At 51.4% G+C, this 21,391-nt stretch carries 22 protein-coding genes, 4 tRNA genes and 1 other annotated feature; of the genes, 7 read left to right on the forward strand and 19 right to left on the reverse strand.

Translation table 11 applies throughout. The annotated features are described in order from the left end of the window. Positions 1-97 precede the first annotated feature (97 nt). Positions 98-224, forward strand: a sequence feature (Phe leader region). Together AC2A1E_RS06060 and pheA are read left to right on the forward strand one after the other, a co-directional pair. Beyond that, the gene (locus tag AC2A1E_RS06060) at positions 99-146 is read left to right on the forward strand and encodes a hypothetical protein (protein WP_197062210.1); all 48 of its coding nucleotides are present in this window, start codon (positions 99-101) and stop codon (positions 144-146) included. (Overlaps the previous feature by 48 nt.) Positions 225-264: 40 nt before the next feature. Then, positions 265-1,422, forward strand: a complete 1,158-nt coding sequence (gene pheA, locus AC2A1E_RS06065; RefSeq protein ID WP_484383021.1) for a bifunctional chorismate mutase/prephenate dehydratase — start codon at positions 265-267, stop codon at positions 1,420-1,422. Positions 1,423-1,479: 57 nt separating this feature from the next. Here pheA and tyrA read toward each other — a convergent pair whose 3' ends face one another. The 3 genes from tyrA to AC2A1E_RS06080 all read right to left on the reverse strand — a co-directional run bounded on the left by tyrA (position 1,480) and on the right by AC2A1E_RS06080 (position 4,127). After that, positions 1,480-2,601, reverse strand: a complete 1,122-nt coding sequence (gene tyrA, locus AC2A1E_RS06070; protein WP_484383022.1) for a bifunctional chorismate mutase/prephenate dehydrogenase — start codon at positions 2,599-2,601, stop codon at positions 1,480-1,482. Between the two features lie 6 nt (positions 2,602-2,607). After that, positions 2,608-3,681 carry a 3-deoxy-7-phosphoheptulonate synthase gene (locus tag AC2A1E_RS06075; protein ID WP_484383023.1) on the reverse strand — a complete coding sequence of 358 codons (1,074 nt, stop codon included), beginning with the start codon at positions 3,679-3,681 and terminating at the stop codon, positions 2,608-2,610. Between the two features lie 284 nt (positions 3,682-3,965). Continuing rightward, positions 3,966-4,127 carry a hypothetical protein gene (locus AC2A1E_RS06080; RefSeq protein ID WP_484383024.1) on the reverse strand — a complete coding sequence of 54 codons (162 nt, stop codon included), beginning with the start codon at positions 4,125-4,127 and terminating at the stop codon, positions 3,966-3,968. 205 nt (positions 4,128-4,332) lie between these two features. On the opposite strand from AC2A1E_RS06080, the gene AC2A1E_RS06085 reads away from it, so the two are divergent. From AC2A1E_RS06085 to AC2A1E_RS06095, 3 genes are all read left to right on the forward strand, one after another. After that, entirely contained in the window at positions 4,333-5,679 is a 1,347-nt protein-coding gene (locus tag AC2A1E_RS06085) for an anaerobic C4-dicarboxylate transporter (protein ID WP_484383025.1), read from the forward strand. Between the two features lie 245 nt (positions 5,680-5,924). Further along, positions 5,925-6,689 (forward strand): DUF481 domain-containing protein, encoded by a 765-nt coding sequence (locus tag AC2A1E_RS06090; protein ID WP_459401415.1) that lies wholly within the window; start codon positions 5,925-5,927, stop codon positions 6,687-6,689. Between the two features lie 242 nt (positions 6,690-6,931). Beyond that, positions 6,932-7,153 carry a DNA-binding transcriptional regulator gene (locus AC2A1E_RS06095; RefSeq protein ID WP_473188489.1) on the forward strand — a complete coding sequence of 74 codons (222 nt, stop codon included), beginning with the start codon at positions 6,932-6,934 and terminating at the stop codon, positions 7,151-7,153. 133 nt (positions 7,154-7,286) lie between these two features. Here the strand turns inward: AC2A1E_RS06095 and rplS are convergent, their stop codons facing one another. The 5 genes from rplS to ffh form a co-directional block, all read right to left on the reverse strand. Beyond that, positions 7,287-7,643: a 50S ribosomal protein L19 gene (rplS, locus tag AC2A1E_RS06100; RefSeq protein WP_004712521.1), complete on the reverse strand. Its 357-nt coding sequence runs from the start codon at positions 7,641-7,643 to the stop codon at positions 7,287-7,289. A 71-nt stretch (positions 7,644-7,714) separates the two neighbouring features. Further along, positions 7,715-8,458 carry a tRNA (guanosine(37)-N1)-methyltransferase TrmD gene (gene trmD / locus AC2A1E_RS06105; RefSeq protein ID WP_459401413.1) on the reverse strand — a complete coding sequence of 248 codons (744 nt, stop codon included), beginning with the start codon at positions 8,456-8,458 and terminating at the stop codon, positions 7,715-7,717. A 52-nt stretch (positions 8,459-8,510) separates the two neighbouring features. Next, positions 8,511-9,059, reverse strand: coding sequence for a ribosome maturation factor RimM (rimM, locus tag AC2A1E_RS06110; protein WP_484383026.1), 549 nt, complete (start codon positions 9,057-9,059; stop codon positions 8,511-8,513). Positions 9,060-9,077: 18 nt separating this feature from the next. Further along, complete coding sequence (gene rpsP / locus AC2A1E_RS06115) at positions 9,078-9,326, reverse strand: 30S ribosomal protein S16 (protein WP_037404063.1); 249 nt, start codon at positions 9,324-9,326, stop codon at positions 9,078-9,080. Between the two features lie 217 nt (positions 9,327-9,543). Next, positions 9,544-10,905 carry a signal recognition particle protein gene (gene ffh, locus AC2A1E_RS06120; protein WP_473188492.1) on the reverse strand — a complete coding sequence of 454 codons (1,362 nt, stop codon included), beginning with the start codon at positions 10,903-10,905 and terminating at the stop codon, positions 9,544-9,546. 166 nt (positions 10,906-11,071) lie between these two features. On the opposite strand from ffh, the gene AC2A1E_RS06125 reads away from it, so the two are divergent. Both AC2A1E_RS06125 and AC2A1E_RS06130 read left to right on the forward strand, forming a co-directional pair. Next, positions 11,072-11,863, forward strand: coding sequence for a cytochrome C assembly family protein (locus AC2A1E_RS06125; protein ID WP_484383127.1), 792 nt, complete (start codon positions 11,072-11,074; stop codon positions 11,861-11,863). A gap of 64 nt (positions 11,864-11,927) precedes the next feature. Continuing rightward, on the forward strand, positions 11,928-13,217 hold the full coding sequence (locus tag AC2A1E_RS06130; protein WP_484383027.1) for an HlyC/CorC family transporter: 1,290 nt from the start codon (positions 11,928-11,930) through the stop codon (positions 13,215-13,217). 65 nt (positions 13,218-13,282) lie between these two features. Here AC2A1E_RS06130 and luxS read toward each other — a convergent pair whose 3' ends face one another. From luxS to recX, 11 genes are all read right to left on the reverse strand, one after another. Continuing rightward, the gene (gene luxS, locus AC2A1E_RS06135; RefSeq protein ID WP_459401409.1) at positions 13,283-13,798 is read right to left on the reverse strand and encodes an S-ribosylhomocysteine lyase; all 516 of its coding nucleotides are present in this window, start codon (positions 13,796-13,798) and stop codon (positions 13,283-13,285) included. A 167-nt stretch (positions 13,799-13,965) separates the two neighbouring features. Continuing rightward, the gene (gene gshA, locus AC2A1E_RS06140; protein ID WP_484383028.1) at positions 13,966-15,528 is read right to left on the reverse strand and encodes a glutamate--cysteine ligase; all 1,563 of its coding nucleotides are present in this window, start codon (positions 15,526-15,528) and stop codon (positions 13,966-13,968) included. An 82-nt stretch (positions 15,529-15,610) separates the two neighbouring features. Further along, the gene (locus tag AC2A1E_RS06145; protein ID WP_337261219.1) at positions 15,611-16,039 is read right to left on the reverse strand and encodes a YqaA family protein; all 429 of its coding nucleotides are present in this window, start codon (positions 16,037-16,039) and stop codon (positions 15,611-15,613) included. Then, the gene (gene yqaB, locus AC2A1E_RS06150; RefSeq protein WP_484383029.1) at positions 16,036-16,602 is read right to left on the reverse strand and encodes a fructose-1-phosphate/6-phosphogluconate phosphatase; all 567 of its coding nucleotides are present in this window, start codon (positions 16,600-16,602) and stop codon (positions 16,036-16,038) included. Before yqaB ends, AC2A1E_RS06145 begins: the two co-directional genes overlap by 4 nt. A 282-nt stretch (positions 16,603-16,884) precedes the next feature. Beyond that, positions 16,885-16,961: transfer RNA gene (locus AC2A1E_RS06155), tRNA-Arg, on the reverse strand. A gap of 53 nt (positions 16,962-17,014) precedes the next feature. Beyond that, positions 17,015-17,091, reverse strand: a tRNA-Arg gene (locus tag AC2A1E_RS06160). A gap of 61 nt (positions 17,092-17,152) precedes the next feature. Beyond that, positions 17,153-17,229: transfer RNA gene (locus tag AC2A1E_RS06165), tRNA-Arg, on the reverse strand. 3 nt (positions 17,230-17,232) lie between these two features. Further along, positions 17,233-17,325, reverse strand: a tRNA-Ser gene (locus tag AC2A1E_RS06170). Positions 17,326-17,638: 313 nt separating this feature from the next. Then, positions 17,639-17,824 (reverse strand): carbon storage regulator CsrA, encoded by a 186-nt coding sequence (gene csrA / locus AC2A1E_RS06175; RefSeq protein ID WP_004091602.1) that lies wholly within the window; start codon positions 17,822-17,824, stop codon positions 17,639-17,641. A gap of 253 nt (positions 17,825-18,077) precedes the next feature. Continuing rightward, a complete protein-coding gene (gene alaS / locus AC2A1E_RS06180) occupies positions 18,078-20,705 on the reverse strand; it encodes an alanine--tRNA ligase (RefSeq protein WP_484383030.1) in 2,628 nt (875 codons plus the stop codon). 132 nt (positions 20,706-20,837) lie between these two features. Beyond that, entirely contained in the window at positions 20,838-21,371 is a 534-nt protein-coding gene (gene recX / locus AC2A1E_RS06185; protein ID WP_484383031.1) for a recombination regulator RecX, read from the reverse strand. Between the last annotated feature and the right edge of the window lie 20 nt (positions 21,372-21,391).

Below are 21,391 nucleotides of genomic sequence, written 5' to 3' on the forward strand. Positions count from 1 at the left end.
AACGCGCCCTCGGGCGCGTTTTTTCACTGCGGGTTTTTATTGACACAGAGAAAAGCCTGCGGTTACCTTAACCTGCTTACACATACTTTTGGACACCCATGACTCGTAAACCGTTTTTCTTCGCATTCTTTTTTACCTTCCCCTGATTGGGAGGCGTTTCGTCGTGTGATAAAGAATGCGAAGACGAACAACCAAGCCTCCTGAAAACAGGGGGCTTTTTTTATGGCTATTTAACGATTATAAGAACACAAGATAAGGCTGATTATGACTGATAACCCGTTACTCGTACTGCGCGAACGCATCAGCGCACTGGACCTGAAACTGCTGGCGCTGCTGGCAGAACGCCGTGAGCTGGCGGTAGAAGTGGGCAAAACCAAGCTGCTCTCACACCGGCCGATTCGCGATAAAGAGCGTGAACGCGATCTGCTGGATGCGCTGATTAGCGCTGCCAAACCTTATGATCTAGACGGTTTCTATGTCACCCGCCTGTTCCAGTTGATCATTGAAGACTCCGTGCTGACCCAGCAGACACTGTTGCAGCATCAGCTTAACCAAATCAGCCAGCACTCTGCGCGCATTGCCTTCCTTGGCCCAAAAGGCTCCTATTCGCATCTCGCGGCGCGCCAATACAGTGCCCGCCATTTCGATCAGTTGATCGAATGTGGCTGCCAGAAATTCCAGGATATTTTTACTCAGGTTGAAACCGGCCAGGCGGATTACGCCATTCTGCCAATCGAAAACACCAGTTCCGGTTCAATCAACGACGTGTATGACCTGCTGCAACATACCAGCCTGTCGATCGTCGGTGAGCTTACGTTGCCGATCGATCACTGCGTGCTGGTCGCGAGCCAAACCGACCTGAACCAGATCGAGATCGTTTACAGCCATCCACAACCTTTCCAGCAGTGCAGCCAGTTTATTAATCGTTATCCACACTGGAAAATTGAGTATTGCGAAAGCACCGCCGCCGCCATGGAAAAAGTGGCCGAGCTAAATTCGCCAAAGGCTGCGGCATTGGGCAGTGAAGCCGGTGGTGCGCTCTACCACCTGCAAGTACTTGAGCATAATCTGGCTAACCAGCAGCAGAACATCACCCGTTTCATCGTGCTGGCACGCAAAGCGATCGAAGTCTCTGAGCAGGTTCCGGCCAAAACCACGCTGATTATGGCCACCGGCCAACAGTCAGGTGCGCTGGTAGAAGCGTTATTGGTGTTGCGTGACAACGACATCATCATGACCAAGCTGGAATCACGCCCGATCAATGGCAATCCGTGGGAAGAGATGTTCTATATTGATGTGCAGGCCAACCTGCGTTCTGAATCCATGCAGAAAGCGTTGAAAGATCTGACCCCGATTACCCGTTCACTGAAGGTGCTGGGGTGCTATCCGAGCGAAAATGTGGTGCCGGTAAACCCATCTTGATGCCAAAAAAAGAGGTTCGACAATGCCGAACCTCTTATCAATCAAGCAGCATAATCATTATTGGCGGCTGTCATTCGCCTGGCGCAACAACGAGCGGCTCTCCACTAGGAAACGCTGAGCATAATCACCAAACCAGTGTTCCACTTTCTGGAAGCTTTGGATAAACGCCTGTTTATCGCCATGCTCCAGCAACTGAATCGCCTCACCAAAACGCTGATAATAGCGTTTGATCAGATGAATATTTTCGTCCGAAGACATAATGATATCTGCATACAGCTGTGGATCCTGGGCAAACAACCGGCCCACCATCGCCAGCTCCAGCCGGTAGATCGGTGAAGACAGCGCCAGCAGTTGTTCCAGTTGGACGTTCTCTTCTGCCAGATGCAAGCCATAGGCAAAGGTCGCGAAATGTCGCAATGCCTGGATAAAAGCCATGTTCTGGTCGTGCTCAACGGCACTGATGCGGTGCAACCGCGCGCCCCAGACCTGCAATTGTTCCAGCAGCCACTGATAGGCTTCAGGTTGGCGCCCATCGCAATACACCACCACTTGCTTGGCAACGCTGCCAACATCGGGGCCAAACATCGGGTGAAGCCCAAGCACTGGCCCACCGTGAGCCGCCAGCATCGCTTGCAGCGGCCGGTTTTTGACCGACGCCAAATCGACCAAAATGCAGTCTTCCGGCAGTGGTGGTAACTGGTCGATCACCTGTTCTGTGACGTGGATAGGCACGCTGACAATCACCATGCCGGCATCTGCCAGCAAGGTATCGGCCTGCGGCCAATCTTCCTGATCCAACACCTTCACCTGATAACCGGATAAAGTCAGCAGGCGGTTAAACAAACGCCCCATCTGGCCATTGCCGCCGATAATGACAATCGGACGCAATTGCGGGCATAGCGTTTTAAAACCTTTGTCGTTCTCACTGGTGTAGGATTCACGCATCACCCGACGCAGCACATCCTCAATCAAGTCCGGCGGCACGCCAAGGCCTTCAGCCTCTTTACGGCGTGAGGCCAGCATCGCCGCCTCACGCTCAGGTACGTAGACCGGTAAACCGTAGTGGCTTTTGACTTCCCCCACTTCCGCGACCAGTTCCAGACGCTTTGCCAACAGGCCCAGCAATGCTTTATCTACTTCGTCAATTTGATCGCGTAATGCGGTCAGTTCAGCCACCATAACTCACTATTCTCCAGTGCGAGCCATCAGCACCGCGCCGAGCTCCTGATGCATTTGGCGCAGCAGGGTTTCCGTGCTTTCCCAGTTGATGCAGGCATCGGTCACTGAAACACCGTAATGCATTTCTGCACGCGGTTGCTCAGACGACTGATTCCCTTCATGCAGATTGCTCTCCAGCATAATACCGGTGATCGAACGGTTACCCGCTTTGATCTGCTCAACGACGGATTCGGCAACGGCTGGCTGACGGCGATAGTCTTTATTTGAGTTGCCATGGCTGCAATCTATCATCAAGGACGGCTGGAGTCCTGCATCCTGCATCTGTTTTTCGCAAGCAGCAACGTGTTCCGCGCTGTAGTTTGGCGTCTTGCCTCCGCGCAGGATCACGTGGCCGTCTGGGTTGCCCTGAGTTTGCAGCAAGCACACCTGCCCAGCCTGATTGATCCCGACGAAGCGGTGTTGCATCGAAGCCGCACGCATAGCGTTGATCGCCGTACCCAGGCTACCGTCGGTGCCATTTTTGAAGCCGACCGGCATTGAAAGACCGGAGGCCATCTCGCGGTGCGTCTGGGATTCCGTAGTACGCGCGCCGATCGCCGACCAACTGAACAGATCGCCTAAATATTGTGGGCTGTTAGGATCCAACGCTTCGGTGGCCAACGGCAAGCCCATGCCCACCAGATCCAGCAGCAGGCGACGCGCGATGTGTAAACCAGCTTCAACATCAAAGGTTCCATCCATATGCGGATCGTTGATCAAACCTTTCCAGCCGACCGTGGTTCTTGGCTTTTCAAAATAGACACGCATAACGATATATAGCTGATCGCTCAATTCAGCCGACAGGGTTTGCAAACGACGCGCGTAATCCAGAGCCGCATCCGGATCATGGATCGAACAAGGCCCGCACACCACCAACAGACGGTGATCCTGCCCTTTCAGAATGTTGGCAATAGTTTGGCGCGCAGCCGAGATTTCATTCTCGTCACGAGCACTGAGCGGGTGTTGGTTTTTCAGCTCTTCCGGGGTAATCAGAACCTGTTCTGCACTGATATGTACGTTGTTGAGCGCGTCTTTTTGCATGATGCTATTCCTGTCTTGTGCCGTTATACGTGAGCGTTGATAGAACATTAAGCGTTATAGCGCCTACATTACCATGCCATGTAAAGATTTCAATCCATTTACTGTAAATAAAAAATTACCGCCATAAAAAACCTTAATAAAGCAGACCAAAAACCATCCACAGACAAATTTAATAAATTGATAAATAAGGATAAAACTAAGTCACGCTGAGTTTTCACAGTTCATCAGCTTGTAAAATGGAGTCAATAACTTCAGAAATGCAAACAATTTACGTACAAAAATATTTACACACTTGTGAGATCCAGATTCGTTGAAAAAGCATCACGCCTTGCAGCAAATCCTCTGCGTAAAAAGCAATCAGCATCAGTAGCAACATAAAGCGGCCAATAAATTAAACAACTAAAAACAATTACCCTACAATTAACTGGCAATTGATTTTCAATCATTATTCATTTCCATTAATTCCTGAAAATTTAAAACAAGTATTGAATAAACATTGCTTAATCTCACAGTTATCCCCTGCTAAATAAATAATCATGACTGCAAATCGTTTGCACCTCTTAAGAGGTAATCTGCACAGACAGAGCCCGCCTCATCTGCCTTAAGGGGTGATAACCATTAGCAGTTTTTCATTTCTCACAAGGGACACTCATGATAACTCTGGAATTTGCGATTATTATTCTCTGCTTATTAGTCGGCACCCGATTTGGTGGTATGGGGCTGGGCTTAATTAGCGGCATTGGTTTATTCCTGTTGTGCTTTATATTCGGGCTTGAGCCTGGAAAACCTCCTGTTGATGTCATGCTGACTATTCTGGCGGTCATCGGCTGTGCCTCGGTGTTGCAAACCGCAGGTGGCCTGAACGTTATGATGCAATATGCCGAACGACTGCTGCGCCGTCATCCACAACACATTACGCTGCTAGCTCCGTTTACCACCTGGACGCTAACCTTTCTGTGCGGTACCGGGCACGTGGTTTACACCATGTTCCCGATTATCTCCGACATCGCTATTAAAAAAGGGATCCGCCCAGAACGCCCGATGGCCGTAGCCTCCGTCGCTTCGCAAATGGCCATTACCGCGTCACCGGTTTCCGTGGCGGTTGTCTCATTGGTTTCGATCATCGCGGCCGGTCATGGCATCGGTAAAGCCTATACGCTGGTTGAAATTCTTGCGGTCTCCATCCCAGCATCGCTGGTGGGGGTACTGATGGCAGCCTTGTGGAGCCTGCGCCGTGGTAAAGATCTGGATAAAGACCCGGAATTCCAGGCAAAAATTCAGGACCCAGAACAACGCGCTTACATCTATGGCAGTACCGAAACGCTGCTCAACCAAAAATTCCCGAAACAGGCTTATTGGTCCACCGCCATTTTCTTCGCCGCTATCGCTATCGTAGTGCTGTTGGGGGCTTTTGCCGATATGCGCCCTTCATTTGCTGATGCAAAAGGGGCGCTGAAGCCGCTGTCAATGAATCTGGTCATCCAGATGATGATGCTGATTGCCGGTGCTGTGATCCTGATGGGCTGCAAAGTGAAACCGGGTGACATTGCTAACGGTGCCGTGTTTAAGGCCGGGATGGTGGCGATATTCTCGGTATTCGGCGTGGCCTGGATGAGTGATACCTTCTTCCAGGCGCATATGGGCGATTTAAAGCTGCTGCTGGAAGATGTCGTCAAAAGCCAACCCTGGACCTACGCGATCGTTCTGTTCCTGGTTTCTAAGCTGGTTAACAGCCAAGCCGCTGCTCTGACCGCGATTGCCCCTATGGCGTTGCAATTAGGCGTTGACCCAAAAATGTTGCTGGCCTTCTTCCCAGCGGCTTACGGTTACTTTGTATTGCCAACTTACCCTAGCGATTTGGCTTGTATTGGTTTTGACCGCTCAGGGACAACGCGGATCGGCAAATTTATCATCAACCACAGCTTTATTATTCCTGGATTGATCGGTGTACTGAGTTCCTGCATCACCGGTTATATTTTGGTGACCACCTTCTTGTAACCCCCCTGTACGGCAACGGGCCGCTGTCGTTGCCGTACAACCAAGCCCGTCTCAATACCCTGTTCAACATTAAGGTTAACAAGCACTTTATGCTACTAATGCCAGAAAATGCAGTAGAAGAAAAATGAATAAGTAGCGAATGAAAATTAAAAACTTAAGCTAATCGAGGCTATTTTTGTCGCAGTGACGAACCGATATAATGTGACAGCTATCACTTATTATCACTCTTAACAACTGGATCCAAAATGCTCTCTTTACGCGCGCGTCGCGCCATTCCGCTGTATTTCAGCTGCTTGACCGCTTTCACCAGTATCCCCGCCCTTGCCGACAACACCCTCTTCACCGCGATGGACGATCCGTCGACCGCCAAGAAGCCGTTTGATGGGAATATTCAGGCGGGTTATAACGCCCAGTCTGGCAACTCGCAGAACTCCACGCTGTTAGCCAACACCACCATGACCTGGTTTAACAGCGATGCCGCTTACAGCCTGTGGGGGGCAGCGAACAATAGTACGTCTTCCAATGTGCGCTCCTCAGAAAGATATCAGGCAAGTGGCCGTACCCGTCAGAATCTGACCAGCCGTAACTATATGTTTGGTCAGGCCGGTTGGTTGAACGATCGCTTCAACGGTTATAATTCGCGTACTACCGTGACTGGGGGTTATGGTCGCCAGATCTTCAACGGCCCACTTCATGACCTGCGTGTAGAATTCGGCCCTGGGGTTCGCCATGATGAATATCGCGGTGGTGGTCGCTCTACTCGTGCTCTGGCCTACGGCGCAGCTAACTATTCTTACCGGCTGACGGACAATGCCCGTTTCTCAGAAGGTTTATCCGCGCTGGCTAACGATGAAACCACCATCAACTCAGAAACCGCGCTGAACGTCTCAATCAACAACGATTTCTCTTTGCGCTTGGCTTACACCGTGACTTACAACAGTAAGCCGCCAGCATCAGCACCAAAGAACACGGATACCACCACTTCCGTCACGCTGGTTTACGGTCTGTAATTCTCTCGCCTTCCAGCCTCTCTCTTCTAAGCCCATCATTAATGGGCTTTTTTTATACTTACCACGCTGCATTACACATTCTGCTAAAAAAAATCATATCCCACTTGACGACTTTAGCAATTAGCTTAATACTGTATGCATATACAGCAACCATGACCAGCAAGAATAGATCGTTAGGGGACATCGGTATTTTTTCTTGAGTGTGGTTTAGCTCAATAGCGTTTTATCAAGAGGGGGTTTCTATGATGCATTGTCCACTGTGTGGCAGCGTGGCACACACTCGCTCCAGTCGTTATTTGACTGAGTCGACTAAAGAACGTTATCACCAATGCCAGAACATTAATTGCAGTTGCACATTTGCCACCCATGAATCGGTAGCCCGTGTCATTGTAAAACCTGGTGATATCATTCCGGCGCAACCGCATCCGGAAAAAGGCAAGCAGCGCGCCGCAGCCGCACTGTAATAGGTTTTCTCTGCGACTGACCACGTGCGTTTCCATTGGCAAACACGATTTGGCAGTAACCCGTTTTTTTGCATAAAAAAGGGGCTTACCATAACGGTAAGCCCCTGATAGCTATTAACTTTCGGATGTAACCTTAGTTAACGCGGTTCAGACGCTCTTTGATACGAGCAGACTTACCAGTACGCTCACGCAGGTAGTACAGTTTGGCTTGACGAACGGCACCACGACGCTTAACAGTAATGCTGTCGATTACTGGGGAATGAGTCTGGAATACACGCTCAACACCTTCGCCGTTGGAAATCTTACGAACAGTGAATGCAGAGTGCAGACCGCGGTTACGGATAGCGATAACCACGCCCTCGAATGCCTGCAGACGTTTTTTGCTACCTTCAACGACCCATACCTTAACTTCCACGGAATCACCCGGACGGAATGCAGGTACGTCTTGCTTCATCTGCTCTTGTTCAATTTGCTTAATAATGTTGCTCATAATATGTCTCTTACCCTAGGTAAACTGATATATCGGTCCCGTCTGTGTCAGACGTTCCCTTCATAGTCCTGTTACTTGGCCTGATGTTCCCGTTGGAACTCAGCCAGCAACACCGCTTGCTCGTCAGTCAGAGCTAGGCTTTCTAGAAGTTCAGGTCTTCTAAGCCAGGTACGGCCCAGCGACTGCTTTAAGCGCCAGCGACGTATCTCGGCATGGTTGCCCGACAGTAAAACTGGCGGAACCTCCATCCCTTCCAATACCTCGGGGCGGGTGTAGTGTGGGCAGTCCAGCAATCCATCAACAAAAGAGTCCTCTTCTGCTGAAGCCTGATGGCCCAGCACACCCGGTATAAAACGGGCGACTGAATCAATCAGGGTCATTGCCGGCAGTTCCCCACCGCTGAGAACGTAATCGCCGATTGACCATTCTTCGTCAATTTCGGTTTGGATCACACGCTCATCAACCCCTTCGTAGCGACCACACACCAGAATCATCTTCTGGTTAGCCGCCAGTTCGCGCACACCGGTTTGATCCAGCTTGCGCCCCTGAGGTGACAGATAAATCACCTTTGCTCCCTCGCCTGCCGCTGCTTTTGCTGCATGAATGGCTTCCCGCAAAGGTTGCACCATCATCAACATTCCCGGTCCACCGCCGTAAGGGCGCTCGTCCACGGTACGATGCCGGTCGTAGGTGAAGTCACGTGGACTCCAACACTGCACGCTCAGCAGGCCATTTTTTACTGCCCGGCCAGTCACCCCGTAATCGGTGATTGCGCGGAACATCTCAGGAAACAGGCTTACAATACCAATGAACACCAGCCAATCCCCATCTTGTTATTCCACTTGCTTCGACCGCTGAATCCGGAGGTCAAAAACCAGGATCCCACTCCGCCTCAATAATCTTGGCAGCGAGATCGACTTTCTTGATAACCTGCCCATGAAGAAACGGGACCAACCGCTCCTTCATGCCAAATGCATCTTTCAGGTTTGCCCGCACGACCATCACGTCGTTTGAACCGGTTTCCATCATATCGACGACTTTACCCAGTTCGTATCCAGAAGTGGTGATTACCTGGCAGCCCATCAGGTCTTTCCAGTAATAATCATCGCCTTCCAGCGGAGGCAACTGCTCGGAATCTACCACAATCTCGCAATTGGTCAGTAAATTCGCCGCATCCCGATCGTCAATGCCTTTAACTTTGATGATCAGATCCTGACTGTGGCGCTTCCAGTCTTCCAACTCGACAAGCTGCCACTTACCTGCCAACTGGATAAACCAGGGCTGATAGTCAAATATGCTTTCGGCATTTTCGGTGGATGAAAACACTCTGAGCCAACCACGAATGCCGTAAGTAGACCCCATTTTACCGAGTACAATCGGCGCGATCGGTGCTACCGGTTTGAGTTGCTTGCTCATTGCCACCACCGCGACAGATTAAGCTGCTTTCTTGGCTTCTTTGATCAGCGCAGAAACGCGATCAGAAACCGTTGCACCCAGACCTTGCCAGTGCTCAATGCGATCCAGGTCCAGACGCAGTGCTTCAGCCTGACCAGATGCGATCGGGTTGAAAAAGCCTACGCGCTCGATGAAACGACCATCACGAGCATTGCGGCTGTCGGTCACTACTACTTGATAGAACGGACGCTTTTTAGCGCCGCCACGTGCCAAACGAATTGTTACCATAACATCCTCTTTAGTTAATAAAACAGCCGGGCCCCATTGAGGGAACGGGGCCCGGTTGCAATATAAAAAGCCCGAAAATTTTACTCATTTTGGCGCAAAAAGCAATCTAAAGCGTCGATTGCCAAGAATTCGTTTTTGCAGCCATGATACTTTCAGGCGGTTTTTACCGCGAACGGCAAATCGTTGAACGCGTTCACATCCACAGATGCAAACGGCTTTAGCGGCCTGGGAAGCCCGGCGGCATCATACCTTTCATGCCACGCATCATCTTCGCCATACCGCCTTTCTTCATCTTTTTCATCATGCGCTGCATATCGTCGAACTGTTTCAGCAAGCGGTTAACATCCTGCACCTGCATGCCAGAACCCATCGCGATACGGCGTTTGCGCGAGCCCTTGATAATTTCAGGCTTGGCGCGCTCTTTCAGCGTCATGGAGTTGATGATCGCCTCCATCCGCACCAGAACTTTATCGTCCATCTGCGATTTCACGTTGTCTGGCAGTTGCCCGGCACCCGGCAGCTTGCTCAGCATGCTGGCCATACCGCCCATGTTGCGCATCTGCTTCAACTGCTCCAGGAAATCGGTCAGATCGAAACCGTCACCCTTCTTCAGCTTGTTAGCCAGTTTTTCGGCCTGCGCACGGTCAACTTTGCTTTCAATATCCTCGATCAGCGACAGCACATCGCCCATGCCGAGAATACGTGAAGCCACGCGGTCGGGGTGGAACGGCTCCAGCGCGTCGGTTTTTTCACCCACGCCGAGGAATTTGATCGGCTTGCCGGTGATATGGCGAATAGACAACGCCGCACCGCCGCGCGCGTCACCATCGACTTTGGTCAGCACGACCCCAGTCAGCGGCAGCGCTTCATTGAACGCTTTGGCGGTGTTGGCAGCATCCTGACCGGTCATGGCATCGACCACAAACAGGGTTTCCACCGGCTTGATCGCCGCGTGCACCTGTTTGATTTCGTCCATCATCGCTTCGTCAACGTGTAAACGGCCAGCGGTATCGACGATCAGAACGTCGTAAAACTTCAGCTTGGCGTGTTGCAACGCACGGTTAACGATATCGATCGGTTTTTCTTGCACATCAGACGGGAAGAAATCGATGCCCACGCCTTCTGCCAGCGTTTCCAACTGCCGGATCGCCGCTGGACGATAGACGTCGGCAGAAACCACCAGCACTTTTTTCTTCTGTTTTTCTTTCAGGAACTTGCCGAGCTTAGCCACGCTGGTGGTTTTACCGGCACCTTGCAGGCCCGCCATCAGCACCACGGCCGGTGGCTGCGCCGCCAGGTTCAGCTCAGTGTTCACTTCGCCCATCGCGGCAATCAGTTCGTTCTTGACGATCTTGACGAACTCTTGGCCCGGCGTCAGGCTTTTGTTCACTTCATGACCAACCGCGCTCTCTTTGACGCGGCTGATGAAGTCACGCACCACCGGCAACGCAACGTCCGCTTCCAGCAGTGCCATACGCACTTCGCGCAGGGTGTCTTTAATATTATCTTCGGTCAGCCGCCCACGGCCGCTGATATTGCGCAGGGTGCGCGACAATCGATCGGTTAAATTTTCAAACATCGTCTCATGCTCAACGTAAGAGTCAGGCCGCAGTGGCGACACAATTGCGGCGATTATAACACGAAGCAAACACGATCTCTGCCTCAGCGTTGGAGATCAGTTGGAGTGAAGCGCGCTCAACGCTATACTGGCATTCCAATTAACCATGCCGATGCTAAATAACGCTATGCCAGTTTTCTCCATTGTGGCTTTGATCGCCTACCTGCTCAGCCTTGGACTGATTATTCCCAGTTTGCTGCGGAAGAATAGCGCTTACCGTCGGCTGGCTATCGTTTCGGCCGTAGTGGCACTGATCTGCCATGCCATCGCGCTCCAGCAACGCATTTTTGATGTCAACACCGGGCAAAATCTCAGCCTGTTGAACATTGGTTCGGTTGTCAGCCTGATTATCTGTTCGGTGATGACCTTTGTGGCCTCGCGCGATCGCGGCTGGTTCCTGCTGCCGATTATTTACAGCTTTGCGATTATCAATCTGGCCTTGGCCAGCTTTGTGCCGGGTGAGTTTATTACCCATCTGGAAGCCAGCCCGGAACTGATGGTGCATATTGGCCTGGCGCTGTTCTCTTACGCTACGCTGATGATTGCGGCACTTTACGCCCTGCAATTGGCCTGGCTGGATTATCTGTTGAAGAACAAAAAGCTCAGTTTCAGCGCCGATATGCCACCGCTGATGAGTATTGAGCGCAAGATGTTCCACATCACCCAGATCGGTGTTGTGCTGCTAACGCTGACGCTGTGTACCGGCCTGCTTTACATGGATAACCTGTTCAGCAAAGAGAACGTGCATAAAGCCGTGCTGTCCATCATGGCCTGGTTTGTCTACATCGTCCTGCTGTGGGGCCACTATCACGAAGGCTGGCGTGGCCGCCGCGTGGTCTGGTTCAGCTTTGCAGGTGCCTTTCTTCTTACGCTGGCCTATTTCGGCAGCCGCCTGATCCAGGAAGTGATGGTGCGCTAGAATACTCTCTAGTGCCCCCTCATTCCGGTGAGGCCTTCTTTCCCTATGCATAAGGAATACCGCGTTGGAGCATGTTTCGACAGGGGCCCTCATCCTCATTCTGGTGATTATGATTGTGGTCTCCGCTTATTTTTCAGCTTCCGAAACCGGCATGATGACGCTCAACCGCTATCGCCTGCGCCATTTGTCCAAGCAGGGCAATCGGGGCGCGCGTCGGGTGGAGAAACTGCTACAAAAGCCAGATCGCCTGATTGGCCTGGTATTAATCGGTAATAACTTGGTCAATATTCTGGCCTCCGCACTGGCGACTATCGTCGGTATGCGCCTGTATGGCGATATTGGTGTCGCCATCGCCACCGGGATACTCACTTTTATCATTCTGCTGTTCGCCGAAGTGTTACCGAAGACCTTTGCCGCACTCCATCCTGAACGCATCGCGTTCCCCAGCAGCTTCCTGCTGACTCCTCTGCAAAAGATTATGTTTCCGCTGGTGTGGCTGCTAAACGGCATCACTACCCTGCTATTGCGTATTTTCGGCATTCGCACCAATGTACGTATCAGCGGTGCCTTGAGCCAAGATGAACTGCGAACCATCGTCAATGAATCCCAGTCACAGATTTCACGCCGCAATCAGGACATGCTGATTTCGGTACTGGACCTGGAAAAAGTGACGGTGGACGACATTATGGTGCCGCGCAACGAGATCGTCGGTATTGATGTGAATGATGACTGGAAGTCGATCATGCGTCAGCTAACCCACTCCCCGCATGGCCGCATCGTGCTGTACCGCGACTCGCTGGACGACTCCATCGGTATGCTGCGCGTGCGTGAAGCCTACCGCCTGATGACCGAGAAAAAAGAGTTCAACAAAGAAAACCTGCTGCGCGCCGCCGATGAAATTTACTTCGTGCCGGAAGGCACGCCGCTCAATGTGCAACTGGTGAAATTCCAGCGTAACAAAGAGAAAGTCGGCATTGTGGTCGATGAATACGGCGATATTCAGGGCTTGGTCACGGTGGAGGATATTCTTGAAGAGATCGTTGGCGACTTCACCACCTCAATGTCTCCGACCCTGGCAGAAGAAGTGAATCCACAAAGCGACGGTTCGGTATTGATTGACGGCACGGCCAACGTGCGTGAGTTAAATAAAGCCTTCAACTGGAACTTGCCCGCCACGGAAGCCCGTACCATCAATGGTATGTTGCTGGAAGAGTTGGAAGAGATCCCGGACATCGGCAAACGGGTACGCATTGGCCATTATGATATTGATATCCTCGACGTGCAGGAAAACATGATCAAACAGGTACGCGTCACGCCGATAAAATCGTTGCAGGCCAGCGTGCAGAATCATTGATTACTCTTTGATATAAAAAAAAGACGCAGTTTCGCGTCTTTTTTTATCGCTGAATACTGGCAGAACTAAATATGCAGTTCCTGCAGTTTCTCTTTCGGCAGTGCCAATTCGTCGTTATGGTTCACGACCACGCCATGATCGAGAATATGCTTGGCAATCTCCTGTGCTTCTTCCAATGAATGCATGTGGTAAGTGCCACATTGGAATTCATTGAGTTCAGGGATTTTACGCTGGTCAGTCACTTTCAGCACGTCAGCCATTGCCGCTTGCCAGGCATCGGCAACGCGCTGCTCTTCTGGCACACCAATCAGGCTCATGTAGAACCCAGTGCGGCAACCCATTGGCGAGATGTCGATAATCTCCACGCCGTTACCATTCAGATGGTCGCGCATAAAACCGGCAAACAGGTGCTCAAGCGTATGAATCCCACGTTCCGGCATCACTTCCAGATTCGGGCGACAGAAGCGCAGATCGAATACGGTGATGGTATCGCCATGAGGAGTTTTCATGGTTTTAGCAACGCGGACAGCCGGAGCTGCCATGCGGGTATGGTCTACGGTAAAACTATCCAACAGTGGCATGTCGTCAACTCCTCATAAATAGCATTTATTTCGAAACTTTTTTCCTACTCGAGGAAACCTTTTCCAACCCAGCGAGTCTGAGTATATGAAAGACGCGCATTTGTTATCATCATCATCTCTGTTATCAGAGATGTATATTTGGCCACATTGATGTGGCCTTTTCTTTTTCAGCTCCCGCCGTTGGCCTTCAGGAATTCATCAAAGCTCAATGTATCACTGGCTTCCAGCTCATGCTGACGCTGCCATGATGCCTGCTGTTCCTGAGCCAACTGCTCTTCGGTCAACAGTTCCAGCGGTTCTTCCATCAGCATCTTGCGGTATTGCTCCGCCAGATCAAGGCCAACACGGCCGATTCCCCCGGCTTTCATCGCCTTCAGGATACGGGCAGAGAAGGTGAGTTCAGGATCGTCGAATGCGGCAACCAGCTCATCACAAACCTGCTGATACTGATGATTACCCGCCTCACTATCCAGCACTTCCGCAACACGCCGCAGATCGTCAAACAACGCCTTACCGACTTTATCCAAGGGCTTGCGGGTATCATCACAACCGATACCAATAGTTTGCCCCGGCTTACGCCCTTCCAGAATCACGCGGTTCCAGTTTTTACGGGTACACAGCAGTTCATCGCTGCTCATCTCCGGCGCATCGGCCAATACGCACCACACCAGGAACAGGTCCAGGAAACGAGCCTGTACGGCATCCACACCAATCGGTGAGAACGGGTTGATGTCCAGCGAACGGACTTCGATATATTCGATACCGCCGCGTAGCAGCGCGTCTGAAGGCGTTTCACCGCTATTGGTGACGCGCTTTGGCCGGATCGGGGCGTAAAGCTCGTTCTCTATCTGCAATACGTTGCTGTTAAGTTGCAGATAGCGATCGCCGTCTTTCACTCCCAGCTTGGCATACTCTTCAGAAGGCGTCGCGATCGCTCGCTTCAACCCCTTAACGTAGCTTTGCAGATCGTTGAAGGTAATCCCCAGGTTACTCTGCGACTTATTGGTATAGCCGAGATCGCTCAAGCGCAACGAAGTGGCATACGGCAAATAGCACATGCCCTGCGCATTGCGCTCAAACGGCAGCGCGGTTTCTCGCCCTTTCAGGAACGAGGAACAAATTGCCGGGGAAGCACCAAACAGATACGGAATCACCCAGCCAAAACGGTAATAGTTGCGGATCAGCCGGAAATATCCCGCCGAGATCTGCTCTTTACCGCTTTCGGCGTCTTCAACCCCTGCCCATGCCTGCCAGAACTCCAGCGGCAGGGAGAAATTATAGTGCACACCGGAAATAGTCTGCATCAACGCGCCATAGCGATTCTTCAGGCCTTCACGATACAGCGTTTTCATGCGACCGATGTTTGACGAACCAAACTGTGCCAGCTCAATATCCTGCTCGGCCTCGATGAAACACGGCATACTCAGCGGCCACATGCGCTCATCATCCAGATTCCGTGCTACATGACGATGAATGTCACGCAAGAACGTCAGCAGGTGATCGATGTCGTCATCAACCGGCGTAATAAACTCTAACAGCGCCTCGGCAAAGTCTGTGGTAATCCAATGGTGCGTTAATGCCGCCCCCAGTTGTTCTGGATGACCGGTCTTGGCGAGCGTGCCATCAGCGGTAACCCGCAGAGTCTCGCGCTCAATACCACGCCGGATCCCTTTTAATGCATGAGGGTGGGCTTCCAACCAGGAAAGCGCCTGTGATACGTCCGGGATCAAATTGACCTCCCGCTGCTAAAAACGATAACTTGTCAGCATACTGCATCTGCCACCAAGTGAATACTGAGTGATATTCACTTGGCTAATGCCACCAGGCGATTCCCTGTAGCGTAATCATAGTTAATATGATGTAACGCAACGCTTTTCCAACACACAGAAATAGCGTAACAGAGCCCCATGGCATGCGCAGCCAGCCTGCCAACACGCACAACAAATCGCCCACTACCGGCACCCAACTGAGCAACAGCGCAGCCGGGCCGAAGCGTTTTAACCAACCGAGCGCCGTTTCCAGCCCCCGCTGCGGTTTCAACGCCGGTAACAGGCGCCCAATAATCACGTTGGTCAATCCACCCAGGGTATTACCCAAGGTGGCAACCAGCACCAATAGACTTGGTGAAACACTGCTGTTGGTCAGCAAAGCCACCAACAGGATCTCCGAATTGCCAGGCAACAGCGTCGCACTGAGAAAGCTGCTGCCAAACAATGACATAATAGCCAGCGTACTACTCACAATGTACGGACGTCGACCACGGCCATATTGGCACGCTTTGCAGCCTGAATACCAAAATCGGCATCTTCAAATACCACGCACTGCTCTGGCGGCACGCCAATCAACTCAGCGCAACGCAGAAACGTATCTGGCTCCGGCTTGTGACGCTGTACGTCGTCAGCACCGACAATGGCATCAAAACAGTTAAACAGCCCTAAATGACGTAAAAGCATCTCCGCCATACGGTGCTCGCTGCCGGTTCCCACCGCCATTGGGCGGCGTCCATGATAGGATTTTACCACCTCAATCAACGGCAATGGGCGAACGCTATCCAGCAGCATGGCTTCTACCGCTCGGGTTTTCTCTGCCGCAAGATGGTGGGGAGCAAGATCGGCCTGGTGCGCAACAATAATCGTCTGAGCGATACGCCACGTTGGCGAGCCATTCAGCGCCACCATTGCCGCCTCATCGAACTTCATGCCGTAGCGTGCCAACACTTCATGCCACGCCTCGCGATGCGTCGATTCGGTATCCAGAATCGTACCATCCATGTCGAAGATCAGACCCTGGTAGCGATCGTACATCTTAACTCCATGCTCGTTGAAGAAAGAAAACCACTTTAGCGTAAAGCCGAAAGGTTGTCGCTGCTTGAACATGACGGAAAGTGCGGTACTGACAGGGAATAGCAGGAGATAAAAGCGAAAAACCCGCCGAAGCGGGTTTTTCTTAGATGGTGCAACCAGGAGGATGACTCGGCTATGCCTCGCCCTTAGGGCCGTTGCTAAAGCAACGTTATCCTCCTTCGAACGACCTTCTAGCTCGCATACGCCTGATAATAAATGCTTGGTGGCAAATGCGTTTAATAATGGTGCAACCAGGAGGATTCGAACCTCCGACCGCTCGGTTCGTAGCCGAGTACTCTATCCAGCTGAGCTATGGATGCGATCTAATTGTTACAGCGAATTTGTTTCATTCCGTGAAACTTCACTTGAAGAATGGTGCATCCAGGAGGATTCGAACCTCCGACCGCTCGGTTCGTAGCCGAGTACTCTATCCAGCTGAGCTATGGATGCACAGGAATTCTTTTTGATGCCTTATGGTACAACTTCAATCGCTTTACCATATGGCTAAATATGGTGCATCCAGGAGGATTCGAACCTCCGACCGCTCGGTTCGTAGCCGAGTACTCTATCCAGCTGAGCTATGGATGCAAATGGCGGTGAGGCGGGGATTCGAACCCCGGATGCAGCTTTTGACCGCATACTCCCTTAGCAGGGGAGCGCCTTCAGCCTCTCGGCCACCTCACCATACGCTTCTTGCGAATTGTGCCTAACTTGCTTTAGAGAAGCTCATCGGCACTGCGTGGCGCACATATTACTTTCCCCGACTTATAAGTCAAACAATTTTTCCCAACTCATGCTCATTTGCACAAATCACAGGCAACATGCGTGATTTCACGACAAAAAGAGTGTTTTATCAACAAGCAAACATAGGGTTAGATGGCGCAAAAGTTTGCACACCAGGAAAAAATGATTGGAAGAAACAGAGGAAAGTTCGGGGGAAAGTAAGTCACTAGGGGAGCAAGAGCGTCTCGCAGTAACACGAGACGCTACTCAGAAATCAGTAAGTCGTCTGTTGAGACTTCTCTGCCTGGATACGCTGGTAGATTTCTTCGCGGTGTACAGACACCTCTTTGGGAGCATTAACACCAATACGAACCTGGTTGCCTTTAACCCCCAGCACTGTGACCGTGACCTCATCGCCAATCATGAGGGTCTCACCAACTCGACGAGTCAGAATTAACATTCTTTGCTCCTTGAAAGATTAAAAGAGTCGGGTCTCTCAGTTTCCCGGCCATTATCCATTATATGCAGTGAAAACGTAAGTCATAAAGCCCACAATAAATGTAAGCAGACTTGGTGTCACTCCAGACTATGATAAGTTTAGCCGACCTGAAAAACTTTGTTCCCGTAATTATAACTACATTGTCTTAGCATCGTATGAAAACACCATAATTTACAGAGTGTTATGGTGTCTTCACGTGCCTATTTATTTATATTTACAACTTCGAAGCCACCCAAGCTTCAACACTCTCTAATGCCGCTGGCAGAGCACTGACATCACTACCCCCAGCCTGCGCCATATCTGGGCGGCCACCGCCCTTACCACCAACCTGCTGCGCGATATTGCCAATCAACTCACCGGCCTTCACCCGGTCGGTGAGATCTTTAGTAACACCAACAATCAGGCTGACTTTTCCTTCTTCTGCCGTGGCCAGAACAATCACTGCAGAACCCAGTTGATTTTTAAGATCATCAACCATGGTACGCAACATTTTCGGTTCCACGTTATCCAACTGGCTGACCAACAGTTTAGCACCCTTGACCTGCTTGGCTTTACTCGACAGTGAAGCACTTTCCAGCGCAGCCTGCTGATCCTTCAGTTGTTGCAACTCTTTTTCTAACGCGCGGGTGCGATCAAGCACCGCACGCACTTTATCCGTCAGGTTATTGCTATCCCCTTTCACCAAATGCGCAACGTCCTGTAATAGATCGTTTTGCTGGTGCAGGGTAGCAATCGCTCCTTCACCGGTCACCGCTTCAATACGGCGAATACCCGCAGCCGTGCCCGACTCACTCTGAATACGGAACAGGCCAATGTCCCCGGTACGGCTGGCGTGAGTCCCCCCACACAGTTCGGTTGAGAAATCCCCCATGCTCAGCACGCGCACGTTATCGTCATACTTCTCGCCAAACAGCGCCATCGCGCCCTTCTGTTTGGCATCGTCCAGCGCCATAACCTCAGTTTGCACCAGTAGATTACGCCGTACCTGCTGGTTTACCAAATCCTCGACTGCGCGGATTTGCTCCGGCTTCATCGCTTCAAAATGCGAGAAGTCGAAACGCAGATACTTGTCATTCACCAACGAACCTTTCTGTGCGACATGCTCACCCAAAGTCTGGCGTAACGCCGCATGTAGCAAGTGAGTTGCCGAGTGGTTCAGGCGAATGCGATCGCGGCGTGCGCTATCAATCATTGCGTCAACGCGATCATTCAGCTTCAGCGTACCCGCCGCCAGTTTGCCCTGATGGCCAATCGCCTGACCATATTTCTGTGTATCACTGACCACAAACTTACTATCGGCAGTTTTCAGTATACCTTTATCACCCACCTGGCCGCCCGACTCTGCGTAAAATGGGGTTTCATCCAAGACCACAACAGCTTCTTCGCCAGCTTGAATCATATCCACTGGCTGACCATCGCGGAACAATGCAACCACTTTCGCCTGTTGCTCGTCGCGGTCGTAACCATTGAACTGGCTAGCCCCTTCGACGCGGATCATGCTGTTATAATCAGCACCAAAGCCGCTGGATTCACGCGCACGGCGGCGCTGTGCTTCCATTGCCTGCTCAAAACCAGCTTCGTCAACCTTCAAGCCACGCTCACGGCAAACATCAGCCGTCAGATCAACCGGGAAGCCGTAAGTGTCGTACAGACGGAATGCTGTTTCGCCATCCAGGGTATCGCCCTGCAATTGGGCCAACTCATCGTCCAGCAACGCCAAACCACGCTCCAGCGTGCGAGCAAACTGCTCTTCTTCGGTTTTCAGTACCTGCTCGACCAGCGCTTGCTGTTGCTTCAGCTCATCGGCAGCTGAACCCATCACCCCGATCAGTGGCGCAACCAGCTTGTAGAAGAAGGTATCTTTCGCACCCAGCATGTTGCCATGACGAATAGCACGACGAATGATGCGGCGCAGCACATAACCACGGTTTTCATTCGAAGGGATAACGCCATCGGAGATCAGGAATGCGCACGAGCGAATATGGTCGGCGATAACACGCAGTGATTTATTGTTCAGGTCGGTGGCACCGGTCACGTCTGCAACAGCGGCAATCAGAGTGCTGAAGAGATCGATGTCATAGTTGGAATTCACATGCTGCAAAACCGCGGCAATACGCTCCAGGCCCATACCGGTGTCCACCGAAGGTTTCGGCAGCGGCAGCATGGTGCCGTCGGACTGGCGGTTGAACTGCATGAACACGATATTCCAGATCTCGATATAGCGATCGCCATCTTCTTCCGCGCTTCCTGGAGGGCCACCCCAGATATGATCGCCGTGATCAAAGAAAATCTCGGTACACGGGCCACACGGACCGGTATCACCCATCTGCCAGAAGTTATCGGAAGCAAAGGCCGCGCCTTTGTTGTCACCGATGCGGATAATACGTTCAGCCGGAACACCGATCTGCTTCTGCCAGATGTCGAAAGCTTCGTCATCGGTCTCATACACGGTAACCCACAGCTTCTCTTTTGGCAGGTTGAACCAGTTTTCACCGGTCAGCAGTTCCCACGCATAGCTGATGGCATCATGCTTGAAATAGTCGCCGAAACTGAAGTTGCCGAGCATCTCAAAGAAAGTATGGTGACGTGCGGTATAACCCACGTTTTCCAAATCGTTGTGTTTACCACCAGCACGAACGCAACGCTGTGAAGTGGTAGCACGAGAATAGGCTCGCTTATCCAGCCCCAGGAAAACATCTTTAAATTGGTTCATCCCGGCATTGGTAAACAGCAATGTCGGATCATTGTTAGGCACCAGGGAGCTGCTTGCTACGACCTGATGACCTTTACTATGAAAGAAATCGAGAAACGCTTGACGGATCTCAGCGGTGCTCTTGCTCATAATTTTCCTGGAAAGGCTAGAATAACGACACGTGAGCAAGAAGCACGACATCCTGACGATATCTCTAGCTCACGAACAAAAAGTGTGAATAAGATAAATTTTCTTCGGTGGGAAGTAAAACCCCGTGTGCGTTCATTGCGCAAAATCACGGTAAATTGACTGAATTTCTTCCTGAAAGAAGCCACGATAGAGGAGATAACGTTGAACTTTGGCTTTATCTTTCCATTCTACCGGTAGCGGATCGCCAAATTTACGCAGTGCAACCTGCTTAGCCTGTTCACACCAGTCAATGTCGCACGCTGCCAGCGCCGTCTGCACAATCTCTTTTTCTACGCCTTTCTGCATCAGTTCAGAGCGAATACGCTGTGCGCCATAACCTTTACGGCTGCGCCCGGCGATAAAACTATTGGCAAAACGTTGGTCGTCCAGCCAATTATGCTGATAACAATAGGCAATCACTTGCTCAATCACTGCGGGATCAACGGGTTCTTCGGGGGGATTTGCTGGGGATTTCGCGCCAAATCTGGCATTCGCTACAAACGGCTGCGCCGCAAGTTTGCGGCGCAGTTCAGCTTCACTATGATCGCGTTGAGACAATAAGCGCATCGCGCGGCTTATCAAGGCATTTAATACATTGCGTGAAGGTGAGGATACGCCATCATTCATACCATACAACCTTAGAGCTC

The organism is Serratia sp. HNCC26DJ206 (assembly GCF_057180605.1).

What these genes read in the sequence shown, in the direction of transcription:
- pheA (WP_484383021.1), top strand. Translation starts at nt 265, where the DNA reads ATGACTGATAACCCGTTACTCGTACTGCGCGAACGCATCAGCGCACTG.
- tyrA (WP_484383022.1), bottom strand. Translation starts at nt 2,601, where the DNA reads ATGGTGGCTGAACTGACCGCATTACGCGATCAAATTGACGAAGTAGAT.
- AC2A1E_RS06075 (WP_484383023.1), bottom strand. Translation starts at nt 3,681, where the DNA reads ATGCAAAAAGACGCGCTCAACAACGTACATATCAGTGCAGAACAGGTT.
- AC2A1E_RS06080 (WP_484383024.1), bottom strand. Translation starts at nt 4,127, where the DNA reads ATGATTGAAAATCAATTGCCAGTTAATTGTAGGGTAATTGTTTTTAGT.
- AC2A1E_RS06085 (WP_484383025.1), top strand. Translation starts at nt 4,333, where the DNA reads ATGATAACTCTGGAATTTGCGATTATTATTCTCTGCTTATTAGTCGGC.
- AC2A1E_RS06090 (WP_459401415.1), top strand. Translation starts at nt 5,925, where the DNA reads ATGCTCTCTTTACGCGCGCGTCGCGCCATTCCGCTGTATTTCAGCTGC.
- AC2A1E_RS06095 (WP_473188489.1), top strand. Translation starts at nt 6,932, where the DNA reads ATGATGCATTGTCCACTGTGTGGCAGCGTGGCACACACTCGCTCCAGT.
- rplS (WP_004712521.1), bottom strand. Translation starts at nt 7,643, where the DNA reads ATGAGCAACATTATTAAGCAAATTGAACAAGAGCAGATGAAGCAAGAC.
- rimM (WP_484383026.1), bottom strand. Translation starts at nt 9,059, where the DNA reads ATGAGCAAGCAACTCAAACCGGTAGCACCGATCGCGCCGATTGTACTC.
- rpsP (WP_037404063.1), bottom strand. Translation starts at nt 9,326, where the DNA reads ATGGTAACAATTCGTTTGGCACGTGGCGGCGCTAAAAAGCGTCCGTTC.
- ffh (WP_473188492.1), bottom strand. Translation starts at nt 10,905, where the DNA reads ATGTTTGAAAATTTAACCGATCGATTGTCGCGCACCCTGCGCAATATC.
- AC2A1E_RS06125 (WP_484383127.1), top strand. Translation starts at nt 11,072, where the DNA reads ATGCCAGTTTTCTCCATTGTGGCTTTGATCGCCTACCTGCTCAGCCTT.
- luxS (WP_459401409.1), bottom strand. Translation starts at nt 13,798, where the DNA reads ATGCCACTGTTGGATAGTTTTACCGTAGACCATACCCGCATGGCAGCT.
- yqaB (WP_484383029.1), bottom strand. Translation starts at nt 16,602, where the DNA reads ATGTACGATCGCTACCAGGGTCTGATCTTCGACATGGATGGTACGATT.
- csrA (WP_004091602.1), bottom strand. Translation starts at nt 17,824, where the DNA reads ATGTTAATTCTGACTCGTCGAGTTGGTGAGACCCTCATGATTGGCGAT.
- alaS (WP_484383030.1), bottom strand. Translation starts at nt 20,705, where the DNA reads ATGAGCAAGAGCACCGCTGAGATCCGTCAAGCGTTTCTCGATTTCTTT.
- recX (WP_484383031.1), bottom strand. Translation starts at nt 21,371, where the DNA reads ATGAATGATGGCGTATCCTCACCTTCACGCAATGTATTAAATGCCTTG.